The following is a 17,514-nucleotide window of genomic DNA, read 5'->3' as shown; positions in this document are numbered from 1 at the left end:
CGGGCCGCCCACAGTAGTGGCTGTCCTTTTCCTGACGAGTAAGCCGCAGAGTGCGCCGGGGTATTCGCGAATGCCCCGGCCCTTGAATGGGTGAATGCAGCCCTGGGCTTCTCCTTCCGATTATCGATTCCGGACGGAATGAGCCACTGGGGACCGGACGTGTTTTTTCCTTCCGTCCCGGCGGCCTCGACAAGCACTTCGGACGTCGCGGCCGATCCCGCCCCGGGCGAGGCGGCGCCCCATGAAGAGGAAGGCCTCTTGGGGAGGCGCCCCGGGGCAGGCGGCGAAACCCTCGATCATGCCTGTACTGGGCCGACGATCCGGATCATGCGACGATGCTGGTATGAACCGACTGGCTGACGAACAGTCGCCCTACCTCCTCCAGCACGCCGACAACCCGGTCGACTGGTGGCCCTGGTCGGGCGAGGCGTTCGAGGAGGCCCGGCGCCGCGACGTGCCCGTGCTGCTCAGCGTGGGCTACAGCTCCTGCCACTGGTGCCATGTCATGGCGCACGAGTCGTTCGAGGACGAGACGACCGCCGCGTACATGAACGAACACTTCGTCCCCGTCAAGGTCGACCGCGAGGAGCGCCCGGACGTCGACGCCGTGTACATGGAGGCCGTGCAGGCCGCCACCGGCCACGGCGGCTGGCCCATGACCGTCTTCCTGACGCCCGACGGCGAGCCGTTCTACTTCGGCACGTACTTCCCGCCCGCGCCCCGCCACGGCATGCCGTCGTTCCACCAGGTACTCCAGGGCGTCGCCGTCGCCTGGGCGGACCGGCGCGAGGAGGTCGACGAGGTCGCCGGGAACATCGTGCGGGAGCTCGCGGGGCGCTCCCTCGCCCACGGCGGCGCCGGCACGCCGGGCGAGCAGGAGCTCGCCCAGGCGCTGCTCGGGCTCACCCGCGACTACGACGACCGGCACGGCGGCTTCGGCGGGGCACCGAAGTTTCCGCCGTCCATGGTGGTCGAGTTCCTGCTGCGCCACTACGCCCGCACCGGCGCCGAAGGTGCCCTCCAGATGGCCGCCGACACCTGCGAGGCGATGGCCAGGGGCGGTATCTACGACCAGCTCGGCGGCGGCTTCGCCCGCTACTCGGTGGACCGCGAGTGGGTCGTGCCGCACTTCGAGAAGATGCTGTACGACAACGCCCTGCTGTGCCGCGTGTACGCCCACCTGTGGAGGGTCACCGGCAGCGACCTGGCCCGCCGGGTCGCCCTGGAGACCGCCGACTTCATGGTGCGGGAACTGCGGACCGCCGAGGGCGGGTTCGCCTCCGCTCTGGACGCCGACTCGGACGACGGCACGGGGCGGCACGTCGAGGGCGCCTACTACGTGTGGACGCCCGGGCAACTGCGCGAGGTCCTCGGCGAGGAGGACGCCGCCTACGCCGCCCAGCACTTCGGCGTCACCGAGGAGGGCACCTTCGAGCACGGCTCCTCGGTGCTGCAACTGCCGCAGGGCGCCGGGGTGGTGGAGGCCGAGCGCCTCGACCGGATCCGGCGGCGGCTGCTCGCCGCCCGGGAGGAGCGCCCCCGTCCCGGCCGCGACGACAAGGTCGTCGCCGCCTGGAACGGGCTGGCGATCGCCGCCCTCGCGGAGACCGGCGCCTACTTCGACCGCCCCGACCTGGTCGAACGGGCCACCGAGGCCGCCGACCTGCTCGTGCGGCTGCACATGGACTCCGGGGCGCGGCTCGCCCGTACCTCCAAGGACGGGCACGTCGGCGCCAACGCCGGGGTGCTGGAGGACTACGCCGATGTCGCCGAGGGGTTCCTGGCGCTGGCGGCCGTGACGGGCGAAGGCGTCTGGCTGGAGTTCTCCGGCTTCCTCCTCGACAGCGTGCTCGACCGGTTCACCGGTGAAGGCGGCACGCTGTACGACACCGCGCACGACGCCGAGCGGTTGATCCGCCGCCCCCAGGACCCCACCGACAACGCCACCCCCTCCGGGTGGACCGCCGCCGCGGGCGCCCTGCTGTCGTACGCCGCGCACACCGGCTCCGAGGCCCACCGCACCACCGCCGAGGGCGCCCTCGGCGTGGTCAAGGCCCTGGGCCCGCGCGCGCCCCGGTTCATCGGCTGGGGTCTGGCCGTGGCGGAGGCGCTCCTCGACGGGCCGCGCGAGGTCGCCGTCGTCGGCCACCCGGACGACGCCGCCGCCCGGGCGCTGCACCGCACCGCCCTGCTCGGCACCGCGCCCGGAGCCGTCGTCGCCTTCGGCGCGCCCGGCGGCGACGGGCAGCCGGCCGGTACCGACGAGGAGTTCCCGCTGCTCCGGGACCGTCCCCTGGTCGACGGGCGGCCCGCCGCGTACGTCTGCCGCCACTTCACCTGTGACGCGCCTACCACGGATCCGGACAGCCTGGCGCGCACTTTGGCCAACTGAGGCCGGAAACACAGTTTTTATCGGGAGAGCTCCTGACTGTCACTGTCTGCCTCTATTCTCATCGGACAAAGGAGTGGAGACTCCGCGCACGTTCTGGGGAGGGCGTGTGCGGACGTTGCACGAGGGCGTCGACGGCCAGGGGGGTCCTGCCGCGATTCGCCCCTGACATGTCTCTTGGGGAACGACCGTTCTGCGGCGGCGTGACACCGGTGCGATCACCGGCGTACGCACCTGCTCCGCCGTGGCGTGGTCGGAGGGGGGAACCTTTCCGTGCTCATTTCCGTGTCCGTCGCCGCCATATCACTGGCGCTCTTCTGGATGGCCGCCTTCACGCTGTGGTGGCAGATGCATGCCTGGCGTACGCCCGAAACGCTCGCCGCCACCCGCTTCGAAAGCCCGGACGGCCAACAGGGGTTGTCCTTCTCGCTGTTGCTGCCCGCCCGCCATGAACAACTCGTCCTGAAGCACACGATCGACCGGCTGCTCGAGTCCAGCCACCAGGACTTCGAGATCATCGTGATAGTCGGTCACGACGACCCGGAGACCACCGAGGTCGCCGAACGGGCCGCGGCCCGCGACCCCGGCCGCGTACGCGTCGTCGTCGACACCCATGAGGCCAAGAACAAGCCCAAGGCCCTCAACACGGCCCTGCCGTACTGCCGGGGCGACGTCGTGGGCGTCTTCGACGCCGAGGACCAGGTCCACCCGGAACTGCTCGCGCACGTCGACCACGCCTTCACCGCCACCCGCGCCGACGTCGTCCAGGGCGGGGTCCAGCTGATCAACTTCCATTCCAGCTGGTACTCCCTGCGCAACTGCCTGGAGTACTTCTTCTGGTTCCGCTCCCGCCTCCACCTGCACGCCGCCAAGGGCTTCATCCCGCTCGGCGGCAACACCGTCTTTGTCCGCACCGACGTCCTGCGCGAGGCCGGCGGCTGGGACCAGAACTGCCTGGCCGAGGACTGCGACCTGGGCGTGCGGCTGTCCAGCGTCGGCAAGAAGGTCGTCGTCGCGTACGACGCCGACATGGTCACCCGCGAGGAGACCCCCGGCACCCTGATGAGCCTGCTCAAACAGCGCACCCGCTGGAACCAGGGCTTCCTCCAGGTGTACCGAAAGAAGGACTGGAAGCAACTGCCCACCCTCGGGCAGCGGATGCTCGCCCGCTACACCCTGATGACCCCGTTCATGCAGGCCTTCACCGGCATCATCATCCCGCTGAACGTGGCGATCGCGCTCTTCCTGGACGTCCCCATCGGCGTCGCCGTCATCACCTTCCTCCCCCTGCTGACCGCGATGGTGACATTCGTGTTCGAGATCGTCGGACTGCACGACTTCGGCAAGCAGTACGGGCTCCGCGTCCGGGCCGTCCACTACCTGAAGCTCATCGTCGGCGGGCCGTTCTACCAGGTGCTGCTGGCCGGCGCTGCCGTCCGCGCCGTCTGGCGCGAGCAGCGCGGGCGCAACGAGTGGGAGCTCACCAGCCACGTCGGCGCCCACCTCGTGCGCGAGGAGGCCACCCGATGACCGCCACCCTGCCCGCCGCGCCCGCGGCTCCCGAGCCGGTCACCACCCCGGCACCGCACGACAAGAGACGGCTCGTCATCCGGCCCGTCATACGCTTCCGCAGTTCCCGGCCGGACCTGATCCTGTGCGGAGTGCTGCTCGCCGCGATCCTGCTCGTCCAGGGCTGGAACATTCAGCAGTACCCCACGCTCAGCGACGACGAGGGCACCTACCTCGCCCAGGCCTGGGCCGTGCAGAACGGCCGGGGCCTCGCCCACTACACGTACTGGTACGACCACCCGCCGCTCGGCTGGATGCAGCTCGCCGCCCTCACCTGGATCCCGTCGCTGATCGCGCCCGAGACGATGACCGTCGCCTCCATGCGCGTGGCGATGCTGCTGGTCAGCGCCGCCTCCGCGGTGATGCTGTACGTCCTGGCACGCCGCCTGTGGCTGCCGCGCTGGGCCGCGGGCCTGGCCATGGCACTGTTCGGGCTCTCCCCGCTGTCCGTCGTCCTCCAGCGGGAGATCTTCCTCGACAACCTCGCCGTGATGTGGATGCTGCTGGCGTTCTGCCTCGCCGCCTCGCCCAACAGACACCTGTGGCACCACTTCGGGGCCGGGATCGTCGCCGCCGTCGGCGTCCTGACCAAGGAGACGATGCTCGTCGTCCTGCCCGCGCTGCTGGTGACCATGTGGCGCCACAGCCACCGCGACACCCGCAAGTTCGCCGTCACCGGCGCCATCACCGCCTGCGCGCTGATCGGCTTCTCCTACCCGCTGTTCGCGCTCCTCAAGGGGGAGCTGCTGCCCGGCGAGGGACACGTCTCCCTGTGGGACGGCATCACGTACCAGATGAGCCGCCCCGGCTCCGGCTTCATCCTGACCGACGGCACCGGCTCCAACGGGGTGCTCGACTCGTGGCTCTACTACGACAGGGTCCTGCCGCTCGGCGGCCTCGCCGGCGCCGCCCTGCTCCTGGTCACCGTCCGCTGGTCGGTCACCGCCCGGGCGCTGGCCGGACCCGCGCTGGCCGTCGCCATCCTGGCGCTCGTCGCGATGCGCCCCTCCGGCTACCTGCCCGCCATGTACGTCATCCAGGCGTTGCCCTTCCTGGCCCTGGTCCTCGCCGGCGGCGCGGCGAGCGTCGCCCACGCCGTGCTGCGCAAGGGCCGCAGAACCCCGGCCCTCCTCCCGGTCCGCCGGGCGGCCGCCGCCCTCCTCGTGGCCACGGCCGCCCTGTACGTCGTCCCCCGCTGGTACGACGGCGACCGCACCGCCATGACCGCCGACGCCAACGCCCCCTACCGGGCCGCCGCGGCCTGGCTCGGGCGCGAAGTCCCCGACCCGGCCGACGCGCGCGTGCTGGTCGACGACGCGCTCTGGCTCGACCTCGTCCACGCCGGGTACGACCCCGGACTCGGCGTCATCTGGTTCTACAAGGCCGACCTCGATCCGGCGGTGACGAAGACCATTCCCCGCGGCTGGCGGGACCTGGACTACGTCGTCGCCTCCCCGACCGTACGGCGCGACGCGCGTGACCTGCCCAACGTCAAGGCGGCGCTGGAGCACTCGACGCCCGTCGCCACCTTCGGCGAGGGCGAGGAACGGATCGAGATCCGGAAGATCACCGGAAGCGGGACCACCGGCGACGGGACCACCGGAGACCGGATCAGCCGAGCGGAGGCCTCTTGACCATCCAGCCCACCGGCGCCGAACACGTCGCCCCGGTCACCGACGACGTACCCGAGCCGGGTGCCGTCACCGTCGTCATCCCCACCTTCAACGAGTCGGCGAACGTACGGGAGCTGCTGCGCCGGATCGCCGCCTCCGTGCCCGACCGCCTCCCGTGCGAGGTCGTCTTCGTCGACGACTCCACCGACGACACACCCGCCGTGATCGCCGACGCCGCGCGGGACTGCCCCTTCCCCGTCTCCGTCATCCACCGCGACGCTCCCGAGGGCGGCCTCGGCGGTGCCGTTGTCGAGGGCCTCAAGGCCGCGACGTCGGACTGGATCGTCGTCATGGACGCCGACCTCCAGCACCCGCCCGCCCTCGTCCCCGACCTCGTCGCCACCGGCGAGAAGGAGGACACCGACCTCGTCGTCGCCAGCCGCTACCTGCCCGGCGGCAGCCGTGCCGGGCTCGCCGGCGGGTACCGGGTCGCCGTCTCGCGGGGGGCGACCTGGCTCGCCAAGGGGCTCTTCCCGCGTGCCCTCCGCGGCATCAGTGACCCCATGAGCGGGTTCTTCGCCATCCGGCGCAGCGCCGTGACCGCCGACGCCCTCAAGCCCCTCGGCTACAAGATCCTGCTGGAGCTGGCCGTACGGTGCCGCCCGGCCCGGGTCGCCGAGGTGCCGTTCGTCTTCGAGGAGCGCTTCGCCGGCGAGTCCAAGTCCACCGCCAGGGAAGGCGCACGGTTCCTCCGCCACCTCGTCGAGCTGCGCACCGCCTCGCCGCTCGCCCGGATGGTCGCCTTCGGACTGATCGGCCTCACCGGCTTCGTACCGAACCTCGCCGCCCTGTACGCCCTCACCGGCGCCGGGCTGCACTACCTGCCCGCCGAGATCCTCGCCAACCAGCTTGGCGTCGCCTGGAACTTCCTCCTCATCGAGGTGCTGCTGTTCCGCGACCGCCGCCACCACCGGCACCTCGCCGACCGGGTGGGGCGCTTCGCGCTCCTCGCCAACGCCGACCTCGTCCTGCGCATCCCCCTGATCGCCCTGTTCGTCGGGCAGCTCCACATGGCGGTGCTGCCCGCCACCGCCCTCGCGCTGCTGACCACCTTCGTCCTGCGCTTCGCCGGGACCGAGGCGCTGGTGTACGCGGGGGTCCGGGGGTCGTCCCCCGGGAAGGCACGGCTGCCCCGCAGAGCGCGTGGGGCCCGCACGGGAAGGAACGTCCGGTGAAACCGACCCCTCGACGAAGGCGGAGAGTGGCGCTGCTCGCCATCGGCGCCATGACCTCCGGTCTGCTTCTGGCCGCCCAGCCCCCGGCCGCCGCCGGGATCAACCTGATCAAGAACCCCGGTTTCGAAACCCCGGGAACCGGCCATGACGGCATGCCCGAGTGCTGGTCCAGATCCGGCTGGGGCGACAACGACTTCACCTTCAGCACCACCACCGACGCCCACTCCGGCACCGGCGCCATGAAGGTCGAGCTGACCCGGCGCGTCGACGGCGACCGCAAGGCCCTGATCACCGAGTCGAACGCCTGCGCCCCGACCGTCGTCGCCGAGCGGCAGTACGACCTGTCCCTCTGGTACAAGTCGACGACCCCCGACACCGCGATCACGCTCTTCCGGCACGACACGAACGCCGGCTGGCAGTACTGGACCGACCTCAAGACCCTCCCGGTGGCGGACGCGTACACCCGCGCCGAGGTGCGGACCCCGGTCGTGCCGCCGGGCACGGACCGGATCGCCTGGGGCGTGTCCGTCTTCGGCACCGGCAGCGTCACCACCGACGACTACGTGATGGAGGAGGTCACCCCGCCCGCGCCCGACCCGGTGTGCACCGGCACCGCCGAGGAGTGCGCCAAGGGCAGGTGGGAGGTCCTCCCGACCAAGAACCCGGTCCGCTCGATGCACTCGGTCGTCCTCCACAACGGCAAGGTGCTGCTGATCGCCGGCTCGGGCAACGACCCGGAGATGTTCAAGGCCGGCACCTTCACCTCCGCCGTGTACGACCCGGCGAACGGCTCGTTCACGACCGTCCCCACCCCCGTCGACATGTTCTGCGCCGGCCATGTGCAGCTGTCCGACGGCCGCGTGCTGGTGATGAGCGGCAACAAGGGCTATCCCTCCGCCGACGGCAGGATCGGCTACCAGGGCCTGAAGGACTCGTACATCTTCGACCCGGCGACGTTGACGTACAGCAGGACGAACGACATGCACGACGGGCACTGGTACCCGTCGGCGACGATCCTCGGCAATGGTGACGTGATCTCCTTCGGCGGCCTGAAGGAGGACTCCACCGGCAATGTGACGGCGGAGAAGTTCTCGGCCACGCAGAACAAGTGGCTGCCGATGAACGAGGTCAAGCAGACCTGGTCGTACTGGGGTCTGTACCCGTCGATGATCCTGATGCAGGACGGGCGGCTGTTCTACTCCGGCAGCCACACCTTCGGCAACGGCACCCCCGGCACCGGCGCCTCCATCTACGACTACGACGCCAACACCATCACCGACGTCCCCGGCCTGCGGAACAAGGACGAGCGGGACGAGTCGGCGAGCGTCCTGCTGCCGCCCGCCCAGGACCAGCGGGTGCTGACCATCGGCGGCGGCAACAACGAGCGCAACCCCGCCGCCAACCGCCTCACCGACATCATCGACCTCAAGCAGCCCAGCCCGGCCTACGTCGCCGGCCCGCCGATCCCGCAGGGCCTGGTCGACCAGGGGCAGGGCAAGCGGCCGCAGACCGGCGACGAGGGCAAGATGTTCGTCTCGGCGGTGCTGCTGCCGGACGGCAAGGTACTGGAGACCGGCGGGGGCCTGCACGACCGGGCCGACCCGGTGTACGAGGCGTCGTTCTTCGACCCGGTCACCAACACCTACGAGGCCGGTCTGGCCGCCGACCCGGTGCCGCGCACCTACCACTCCTCGGCGTTCCTCCTGCCCGACGGCCGCGTCATGGCGGTCGGCGACAACCCCGGAAACGGCTCGTACAACCACGACGTGTCGATCTACACGCCGCCGTACCTGCTCAAGGGCCCGCGCCCGAAGATCACCTCCGTGATCGACGGCCGGTGGAACTACGGCGACACGCAGCGGATCACCGTCGACCGGCCGATCGCCAAGGCGGAGCTGATCCGGCCGGCCGCCGTCACCCACTCCTCCGACCCCAACCAGCGGTTCGTGGACCTGCCGCTGTCGGTCGTCGACGACCGTACGGTCGACCTGAACGTCACCGGCAACCCGAACCTCGCCCCGCCCGGCTGGTACATGCTCTTCGCGGTCGACGCCAACGGCATCCCGTCCATCGCCCAGTGGGTGCACCTCGGCGGACCGGCGGCGATGGCCGCGGAGGCGGAGAGGTCGGCGCACGTCCACGACTTCGCGGGCGACCTGGCCGCCACCCCGAAGAAGCCGCAGAAGAAGCGGGACTCCGCCCCGGTCAGCCCGCGGATCGCCGGCTGCGACCGGCACTACGGCTCGGCAGGGGTGTGCGTACCGACGGTGTTCCCCCAGGTGGTGGAGGCGACCACGAAGGCCCGCTGCGCGTGGCTGGCGGACCACGACTACGGCCGTCTGAAGGTCAACGGCAAGGACGACCCGCTGCGCCTCGACCCGAACCGGGACGGCGTGGCGTGCGGGAAGGGGGACGTGCCGAAGAAGCCGCCTACAAGGTGAGCCCGCCCCTGAGGGTGTCCAGGGTGCGGTGGACGAGCGTGACCAGATCGTCCCGCTGGTCACGCTCGGCCCAGTAGACCGTCGCCTCGGCGAGGGCGCCCATCACGGCGGCGGTGAAGACCCGCACCTCCAGGTCGTCCGCCGCCCGGCCGGTGCGGTCGGCCAGCACACGGGACAGCACCTGGGAGGTCTCGGCCATCGTCCCCGTCATCCGGGCGCGCACGGCCGGGACCTCCACCATCAGCCGGGCGCGTCGGCGGGTCTCCTCCGGCTCGTGCTCCAGCAGGGCGGCCACGGCCCGGGTCAGGACGAAGCGCAGGGACTCCAGAGGATCCTCGCCCGCGGGCCGCTCGCGGAGGGCCTCCTCCATGAGCGGGTCGTACTCGTCGGTGAGGACGATGTCCTCCTTGGTGGGGAAGTACCGGAAGACGGTGCTGGGCGACACCTCGGCCGCGTCGGGCGATCTGCTCGACGGTGGTCGCCTCGTACCCCTGCTCGGCGATCAGGCGGTAGGTGGCCCGGCGGATCGCGACGCGGGTCTTGAGCTTCTTGCGCTCACGCAGCCCCATGGGCCGGTGTGCCCGGGTGAGCGGATCGAGCGAGGCGGGGAATTCGGCGGCCATGCGGCTCATTGTCGGCCATCGCCCGCAACGGCGAACGGCCGTGACGCGGGGGCGTCACGGCCGTTTCGTGTCGGGCGGTGCGGGTCATGCGTTCCGGTAGGCCACCAGGGAGATGCCGACGTAGTGGGCGACGAACGCCGCGACCGTGAGGGAGTGGAAGACCTCGTGGAAGCCGAACCACCGCGGCGACGGGTTGGGGCGCTTGAGCCCGTAGACCACGCCGCCGAGGCTGTAGAGCACCCCGCCGACGACCACCAGGACCAGCACCGCTATGCCGCCGGCGCGCAGGAAGTCGGGCAGGAAGAAGACGGCCGCCCAGCCCATCGCGATGTAGCACGGTGTGTACAGCCAGCGGGGAGCGCCGACCCAGAACACTCTGAACGCGATCCCCGCCACCGCGGCAGCCCAGACCGCCCACAAGAGCACCCGCCCGGTGGAGTCGGGGAGCAGGAGCAGGGTCAGCGGGGTATAGGTGCCCGCGATGATCAGGAAGATATTGGCGTGGTCGAGCCGGCGCAGGACGGCCGTGGCGCGCGGGCCCCAGTCGCCCCGGTGGTAGAGGGCGCTCACTCCGAAGAGCAGGCAGGCGGTGAAGGCGTAGATGCCGCAGGCGATCCGGGCGCGCGTCGAGTCGGCGAGCGCTGTCAGGACGATGCCCGCGACGAGGGCTGCGGGGAACATGCCCGCGTGCAGCCAGCCGCGCAGCCTCGGTTTCACCGGCGGAGGCTCGATATCGGTCACTTCGGACACGGCTGGAGTCATACGGGAAATGCTACCGACGGGTCCGTAGGGTCCGCGCGCGAGTGGCAATGCTCACGTGAGAGGCCCTCTGGACATATGCGCACAAGGCACGGATGATCAGATGAGTGCGGTCGGCACCGGATGAGCGCCAGAGGTTTATGCAGTGAAGCATCCGGGTCGCAGCCCCCACGGGGCAGACAACCCAAAACCCCTCTACAAGGAGCAATCGTGGCGCGCGGTAATGCGGCTCCCACCACCGTCCCCACCCACCACCAGGGGCTGATCTCCTGGGTCGACGAGATCGCAAGCATCACGCAGCCGGACAACGTCGTCTGGTGTGACGGTTCAGAGGCCGAGTACGAGCGCCTGTGCGAGGAGCTCGTCGCCAAGGGCACGTTCCGCAAGCTCGACGCCGTCAAGCGTCCGAACTCGTACTACGCCGCATCCGACCCGACCGACGTCGCGCGCGTGGAGGACCGCACCTTCATCTGCTCCGAGAAGGAGGAGGACGCGGGCCCGACCAACCACTGGAAGGCCCCCGCCGAGATGCGGGACATCTTCACCGGGGACAAGGGAATCTTCCGCGGCTCCATGAAGGGCCGCACGATGTACGTCGTGCCCTTCTGCATGGGCCCCGTCGGCTCGGAGCTCTCCGCCATCGGCGTCGAGATCACCGACTCCGCGTACGTCGCGGTCTCCATGCGCACCATGACCCGGATGGGCCAGGCGGTCCTCGACGAGCTCGGCGAGGACGGCTTCTTCGTCAAGGCGGTCCACACCCTCGGCGCCCCGCTGGAGCCGGGCCAGGAGGACGTGCCCTGGCCGTGCAACTCCACCAAGTACATCTCGCACTTCCCCGAGGCGCGCGAGATCTGGTCGTACGGCTCCGGCTACGGCGGCAACGCCCTCCTCGGCAAGAAGTGCTACGCCCTGCGCATCGCGTCCGTCATGGCCCGCGACGAGGGCTGGCTCGCCGAGCACATGCTCATCCTCAAGCTCACCCCGCCGCAGGGGGAGTCGAAGTACGTCGCCGCCGCCTTCCCGTCCGCCTGCGGCAAGACGAACCTCGCGATGCTGGAGCCCACGATCTCCGGCTGGACCGTCGAGACGATCGGCGACGACATCGCGTGGATGCGGTTCGGCGAGGACGGCCGGCTGTACGCGATCAACCCCGAGGCGGGCTTCTTCGGCGTCGCGCCCGGCACCGGCGAGCACACCAACGCCAACGCCATGAAGACCCTGTGGGGCAACGCCGTCTTCACCAACGTCGCGCTCACCGACGACAACGACGTGTGGTGGGAGGGCATGACCGAGGAGGCGCCGAAGCACCTCACGGACTGGAAGGGCAACGACTGGACGCCGGACTCCGGCACCCCGGCCGCCCACCCCAACGCCCGCTTCACCGTGCCCGCCTCGCAGTGCCCGATCATCGCGCCCGAGTGGGAGGACCCCAAGGGCGTGCCGATCTCGGCGATCCTCTTCGGCGGCCGCCGCGCCACCGCCGTCCCGCTGGTCACCGAGTCCTTCGACTGGCAGCACGGCGTCTTCCTCGGCGCCAACGTGGCGAGCGAGAAGACCGCCGCCGCCGAGGGCAAGGTCGGTGAGCTGCGCCGCGACCCGTTCGCCATGCTGCCGTTCTGCGGCTACAACATGGGCGACTACATGGCCCACTGGATCAAGGTCGGCAAGACCGCCGCCGACCGGTCCAAGCTGCCGAAGATCTACTACGTGAACTGGTTCCGCAAGAACGACGCCGGGAAGTTCGTCTGGCCCGGCTTCGGCGAGAACAGCCGCGTCCTGAAGTGGATCGTCGAGCGCCTCGAAGGCAAGGCCGAGGGCGTCGAGACCCCGATCGGCATCCTGCCGACCCGCGAGGCCCTCGACACCGACGGGCTCGACCTGCCGGAGGAGGACCTCGACTTCCTGCTGAAGGTCGACACCGAGGTCTGGCGCGAGGAGGCCGCCCTGGTGCCCGAGCACCTCAACACCTTCGGCGACCACACGCCCAAGGAGCTGTGGGACGAGTACCGCTCGCTGGTCGAGCGCCTGGGCTGAACCCCCGCCTCATGACTCGTGGCGGGCTGCCCCGACAACCGCCCTGACCAGTGGGGTCACGACGGTCCGCCACGATCCGATCGGCCCCCGAAGTCCCCTCAGGCTTCGGGGGCCGAACTTTTCCCACCCCTTCTTTTCGAACCCATGTGCACAAGCTGTGCACGGCAGTTACATTTCCCCCACGTGTCCCTCTCCTCACGGAGGGGGCCAAGCATGCCTGTGGGGGGCCCAGTTGAGTACATCCGTACGTTCCCGGCGACGCGTCACGTCCACGCTCGTCGCCCTCTCTCTCACGCTCGGCACGACCGGCCTGGTCGCGGCCGCCGCACCCGCCGCGTACGCCGCCGAGGCGAGCGAGGTCGTCGCGAAGCTGCCGATCGCCTCGTACTCCGCGCTGGCCGTCGACACCGCGCGCGAACGCGTGTACATCGCGGACAAGAGGTCCTACTACTACAACGACAAGGGCACCGTCCTCGTCTACAACTTCGAGGGTCAGCGGGTCGCGACCCTGACCGGCACCGGCCCGGTCACCGGACTCGCGCTGAGCACCGACGGCGCGACCCTGTACGCCGGCGAGCGCGAGTTCATCGCCGCGTACGACACCGGCACGCTCCAGCTGACCGGCCGGACCCCGGCGTACAGCGACACGTGCGGGCGGGAACTCGCCTTCTCGGGCGGCAAGCAGTGGCACACCAGGGGGAACGCCGCCGACTCCGAGTGCGCGTACGCCGTTCACTCACTCGACTACGTCAACGGCGGCGTCCAGAGCGTCACCGACTGGAACGTCACCGGCCGGATGCTGCTGGAGGCCGGCCCGGGCGCCGCCAACCGTCTGTTCATGGGCCAGGTCAAGAACGAGAAGGCCGGCGACCCGGCCCTGACGTCCTTCGACACCAGCGGCGAGACTCCCGTACGGGCTGACGCGCGCCGCTTCGCGGACGCCGAGGGCAAGGGCGGCCTGGAGCTGAAGGACCTCGCGGTCAGCGCGGACGGCAAGCACCTCGCGGTCGCGGACGCCGCCCACGGCACCCGGTTGCTGAACGCCGGCGACCTTCTCGACGCCACGACCCCGTACCAGCCGCTGCCCGCCGGAGCGGTCGCCTCCGGGGTCGCCTTCAGCGGCGACGGCAAGTACATCGCCCGCGGCGCCTCGGCCGGCGGCTCCACGCCCGACCTGCTGATCCAGCCGGCCGACCCGGCGAACGGCACCACCGCGCTGGAGTTCGCCTACGAGGGCGAGCTCGACGGCAACCGGATCGTCCCGCGCGGCATGGAGTGGTCCGCGGACGGCTCCCGGCTGTTCGCGCTCACCACCAACGCGGCGGGCAGCGCCTTCTGGCTGCACATCATCCAGCCGCCCGCCGCCCAGTACGACTCCCGCTTCACCGGCGGGCTGACCTCCACCCCGGCCCAGGCCGTGGTCGGCGAACCGGTCGGCATCCGGGGCCGCCTGGAGCTGGACGGCCCCGCGCCCGCCGAACCGGTCCGGGTCACGGCCGTACGCACCGACGCCGACGGCACGCGCAAGCTCGCCGCCGCCGAGGTGGCCGCGGACGGCACGTTCACCGTGCTCGACGTGCCCGCCCGGGTGGGGGAGTCGACGTACACGCTGTCCTTCCTCGGCGACCTCACCCACCGCCCGGCCGAGGACGTCAGCGTGACCGTGTCCGTGGCCAAGGCGCCGAGCGCGATCACGCTCACCGCCCCCGCCGAGGCGTCCAAGAGCGCCGGCCTGGAGATCACCGGCAAGTTCACCGCCCAGGGACCCGCGCTGCCCGCGGGGATCACGCTCGGTGTGCAGCGCGCCGACCGGCTCGGCACCGGCACGCTCACCTCAGTGGCGGTCGCGGCCGACGGCACGTTCAGGATCAACGACCTGCCGCGGGTGCGGGGTTCGGTGACGTACACCGTCAGCTACGCGGGGGACGACGTCCACGCGGCGTCGACCGCCGAGGCGACCGTGCTGGTACGCCGCTGATCCGGCGTAGGTGAGTGGCAACCCGGTCCGCGCCCTCCCCGGGCGCGGACCGGGGCCGTCAGAGGGCGCCGACCGGGCGGAGCTGCTCCAGTGCGGCGGTGTGCGCGTCCATGCGCTCGGCCGCCAGGATCGCGGCGGCCGTGTCGGCCCGTGAGGCGGCGACGACCAGGGCGCGGCCCGCGAGGGCGTGGGCGCGGCTGTGCAGGGCCACCGGATCGGCGCCGGTGAGGCCCGCGTGCCGGGCGGGTGGGGCACCGCGCAGCCGGGCGACCTGCTGGGCGATGCGCTCGGCCGCCGTGTCGTCGCCGAGCTCGTCGGTCACGGCGAGCAGGGCGGCGAGGTGCGCGGCGAGCTGGATGTCCAGCTCCTCCTCGCGCGAGCGGTGCGGAATGCGGTCCTGGGCGTCGTCGGCCATCCGGTGGACCGACTTGGTGCGGATCGGTTCGTACATGGTGGACAGCCTCCTGCTCAGTGACAGGAGACCATCCTACCTTGGATTCTGTCTAAAGTTGAGTTGACTCCATGCGCTGGTGTCAGTGCTGGCCGTAACCGTCCAGGAAATTGCCGATCCTCGTCACCGCGTCCGCCAGGTCCGCCGCGTTCGGCAGCGTGACGATCCGGAAGTGGTCCGGCTCGTGCCAGTTGAAGCCCGTCCCGTGCACCACCATGATCTTCTCGGCCCGCAGCAGGTCCAGCACCATCTGCCGGTCGTCCTTGATCTTGTAGACGTCCGGGTCGAGCCGCGGGAACAGGTACAGCGCGCCCTTCGGCTTCACGCACGTCACACCCGGGATCTGCACCAGCAGCTCGTACGCCACGTCCCGCTGCTCCAGCAGCCGCCCGCCCGGCTGCACCAGCGCCTCGATCGACTGCCGGCCCTGGAGCGCGGCGGCGATCGCGTGCTGCGCCGGCATGTTGGCGCACAGCCGCATGTTGGCCAGGATCGTCAGGCCCTCGATGTACGACGAGGCGTGCGCCTTCGGCCCGCACACCGCCAGCCAGCCGCTGCGGTAGCCGGCCACCCGGTAGTTCTTCGACATGCCGTTGAAGGTCAGCACCAGCAGGTCGGGCGCGATCGCGGCGGTCGGCGTATGGGTGGCGCCGTCGTACAGGATCTTGTCGTAGATCTCGTCGGAGCAGACGACCAGGTTGTGCCGCCGGGCGATCTCCGTCAGACCCCGCAGCATCTCGTCGTCGTACACCGCACCCGTCGGATTGTTCGGGTTGATGATGACGAGCGCCTTGGTCCGGTCGGTGATCTTGCGCTCGATGTCGGCGAGGTCCGGCATCCAGTCGCTCTGCTCGTCGCACCGGTAGTGCACCGCCGTACCGCCCGAGAGGGACACGGACGCCGTCCACAGCGGATAGTCCGGAGCCGGTACGAGGACCTCGTCGCCGTCGTCGAGCAGCGCCTGCATCGCCATCTGGATCAGCTCGGAGACGCCGTTGCCGAGGTAGATGTCCTCGACCGACAGGGGGATGCCCCTGGTCTCGTAATGGCTCATCACGGCACGCCGCGCCGACAGCAGCCCCTTCGCGTCGCCGTATCCGTGCGACTCGCCGAGGTTGCGGAGCATGTCCTCGAGGATCGCGGGCGGGCACTCGAAGCCGAAGGCGGCGGGGTTGCCGGTGTTCAGCTTGAGGATCCGGTGACCCGCAGCCTCCAGCCGCATCGCCTCCTCGAGCACCGGGCCCCGGATTTCGTAACAGACGTTGGCGAGCTTCGTGGACTGGATCACCTGCATGTCGCGAGCTTACGGCGGTGACGGGTGGGGCGCCTCGTGTTTTGTGCCACTTCGCCCCTGCGCGGCCCCTGCGCGGGGCGCCCTTGATCACCGCGCGCCGGTGCGGGCATCATCGGCGGATGGCCGCTCAGGGGCGTTTCGACGGGTACGGCGTACTGGTCACCGGGGCCGCGCGCGGGATCGGCGAGGCCACCGCGCGCCGGTTCGGCGCCGAGGGGGCCCGGGTGCTGGTGGTGGACCTCGACGAGGGGCCCGCCCGCGCGGTGGCCGGGACGATCCCCGGCGCGGTGGCGTACGGCTGCGACGTGGCCGACCGCGCGGCGGTCGAGGCGGCGGTGGCGTACGCCGTGGAGACCCTGGGCCGCCTGGACGTGCTCGTCAACAACGCCTTCGCGCGCGTCCCGGACGCGCCCCGCTTCGAGGACGAGGCGGACGAGGTCTGGCAGACGTCCCTGAATGTGACGCTGCTCGGCGCGCTGCGGTGCGCGCGGGCGGCGCTCGGGCACCTGGCGGCGTCGGGGCGCGGGGCGGTCGTCAACATCGGGTCGGTCAACGCCGAGCAGGCCTTCGGCGGCCACGCCTACAGCGCGGCCAAGGGCGGGCTCACCTCGCTCACCCGCACCCTCGCGGCCGAGGCCGCCCCGCGCGGCGTCCGGGTGAACCAGGTCAACCCCGGCACGATCCGCACCCGCGGCTGGGAGGGGCGGGAGCGGGAGCTGGAGGCTCTCGCCGAACGCGTCTACCCGCTGGGCCGAGTGGGTGAACCCGAGGACGTCGCGGCGGCGGTGGCCTTCCTGTCCTCCCCGGACGCCTCCTGGATCACCGGCACCACCCTCCGCGTGGACGGCGGCCTCCTCGCGGTGAACACCGGCTTCGCGAGGGCCCTCGCGGACGGCTGACGCCGCGCCGCGCCGCGCCGCGCCGCGCCGCGGTGCGGCCGGCGTTCCGGGTCGGGGCCCCTCCGGGCTCACCTCCTCGCGGTCGGCGGGGTGCCCGAGCACTCTCCTCACCGTTTCGCGCCGCCGATCCGCTGCGGGGGCGACCCTGCACGGCCCCTCCTCGCCGTGGTCGACGAAAAGCGCGCCCGCACCCGGCGGACGACCGGGGTGCGGCCGTGCAGGGTCG

11 protein-coding genes and 1 pseudogene are annotated in these 17,514 nt (G+C 71.1%); 8 read left to right on the top strand and 4 right to left on the bottom strand.

Annotated features, from left to right (window positions below):
- Positions 1 to 343: 343 nt before the first annotated feature.
- The 5 genes from ACZ6C1_RS25540 to ACZ6C1_RS25520 all read left to right on the top strand — a co-directional run bounded on the left by ACZ6C1_RS25540 (position 344) and on the right by ACZ6C1_RS25520 (position 9,247).
- Positions 344 to 2,392: a thioredoxin domain-containing protein gene (locus tag ACZ6C1_RS25540; protein ID WP_469243542.1), complete on the top strand. Its 2,049-nt coding sequence runs from the start codon at positions 344 to 346 to the stop codon at positions 2,390 to 2,392.
- A 270-nt stretch (positions 2,393 to 2,662) separates the two neighbouring features.
- Positions 2,663 to 3,919, top strand: coding sequence for a glycosyltransferase (locus ACZ6C1_RS25535; protein ID WP_469243540.1), 1,257 nt, complete (start codon positions 2,663 to 2,665; stop codon positions 3,917 to 3,919).
- Positions 3,916 to 5,592: an ArnT family glycosyltransferase gene (locus tag ACZ6C1_RS25530; RefSeq protein ID WP_469243538.1), complete on the top strand. Its 1,677-nt coding sequence runs from the start codon at positions 3,916 to 3,918 to the stop codon at positions 5,590 to 5,592. The genes ACZ6C1_RS25535 and ACZ6C1_RS25530 overlap by 4 nt, the downstream gene beginning before the upstream one ends.
- Positions 5,589 to 6,806, top strand: a complete 1,218-nt coding sequence (locus tag ACZ6C1_RS25525; protein WP_469243536.1) for a glycosyltransferase — start codon at positions 5,589 to 5,591, stop codon at positions 6,804 to 6,806. The genes ACZ6C1_RS25530 and ACZ6C1_RS25525 overlap by 4 nt, the downstream gene beginning before the upstream one ends.
- Before the next feature lie 50 nt (positions 6,807 to 6,856).
- Entirely contained in the window at positions 6,857 to 9,247 is a 2,391-nt protein-coding gene (locus ACZ6C1_RS25520; RefSeq protein ID WP_469243831.1) for a galactose oxidase-like domain-containing protein, read from the top strand.
- Here ACZ6C1_RS25520 and ACZ6C1_RS25515 read toward each other — a convergent pair.
- Together ACZ6C1_RS25515 and trhA are read right to left on the bottom strand one after the other, a co-directional pair.
- Positions 9,237 to 9,870 (bottom strand): annotated as a pseudogene (locus ACZ6C1_RS25515) (TetR/AcrR family transcriptional regulator). The gene ACZ6C1_RS25520 and the pseudogene ACZ6C1_RS25515 overlap by 11 nt on opposite strands.
- A gap of 84 nt (positions 9,871 to 9,954) precedes the next feature.
- The gene (gene trhA, locus ACZ6C1_RS25510) at positions 9,955 to 10,632 is read right to left on the bottom strand and encodes a PAQR family membrane homeostasis protein TrhA (protein ID WP_469243534.1); all 678 of its coding nucleotides are present in this window, start codon (positions 10,630 to 10,632) and stop codon (positions 9,955 to 9,957) included.
- A 207-nt stretch (positions 10,633 to 10,839) separates the two neighbouring features.
- Here trhA and ACZ6C1_RS25505 point away from each other — a divergent pair, with 207 nt between their 5' ends.
- Both ACZ6C1_RS25505 and ACZ6C1_RS25500 read left to right on the top strand, forming a co-directional pair.
- Positions 10,840 to 12,666, top strand: a complete 1,827-nt coding sequence (locus ACZ6C1_RS25505; protein ID WP_469243532.1) for a phosphoenolpyruvate carboxykinase (GTP) — start codon at positions 10,840 to 10,842, stop codon at positions 12,664 to 12,666.
- A 232-nt stretch (positions 12,667 to 12,898) separates the two neighbouring features.
- Positions 12,899 to 14,644 (top strand): WD40 repeat domain-containing protein, encoded by a 1,746-nt coding sequence (locus ACZ6C1_RS25500; RefSeq protein WP_469243531.1) that lies wholly within the window; start codon positions 12,899 to 12,901, stop codon positions 14,642 to 14,644.
- Positions 14,645 to 14,702: 58 nt separating this feature from the next.
- On the opposite strand, the gene ACZ6C1_RS25495 is transcribed toward ACZ6C1_RS25500, so the two are convergent.
- Positions 14,703 to 15,095, bottom strand: a complete 393-nt coding sequence (locus tag ACZ6C1_RS25495; protein ID WP_469243529.1) for an SCO4983 family protein — start codon at positions 15,093 to 15,095, stop codon at positions 14,703 to 14,705.
- Between the two features lie 82 nt (positions 15,096 to 15,177).
- Positions 15,178 to 16,389: a pyridoxal phosphate-dependent aminotransferase gene (locus ACZ6C1_RS25490; protein ID WP_469243528.1), complete on the bottom strand. Its 1,212-nt coding sequence runs from the start codon at positions 16,387 to 16,389 to the stop codon at positions 15,178 to 15,180.
- A 119-nt stretch (positions 16,390 to 16,508) separates the two neighbouring features.
- Here ACZ6C1_RS25490 and ACZ6C1_RS25485 point away from each other — a divergent pair, with 119 nt between their 5' ends.
- Entirely contained in the window at positions 16,509 to 17,288 is a 780-nt protein-coding gene (locus ACZ6C1_RS25485) for an SDR family NAD(P)-dependent oxidoreductase (protein WP_469243526.1), read from the top strand.
- Positions 17,289 to 17,514: the final 226 nt, after the last annotated feature.

Source organism: Streptomyces sp. NPDC041796 (assembly GCF_055590785.1).
This window is presented reverse-complemented; position numbering and strand designations above follow the sequence as displayed.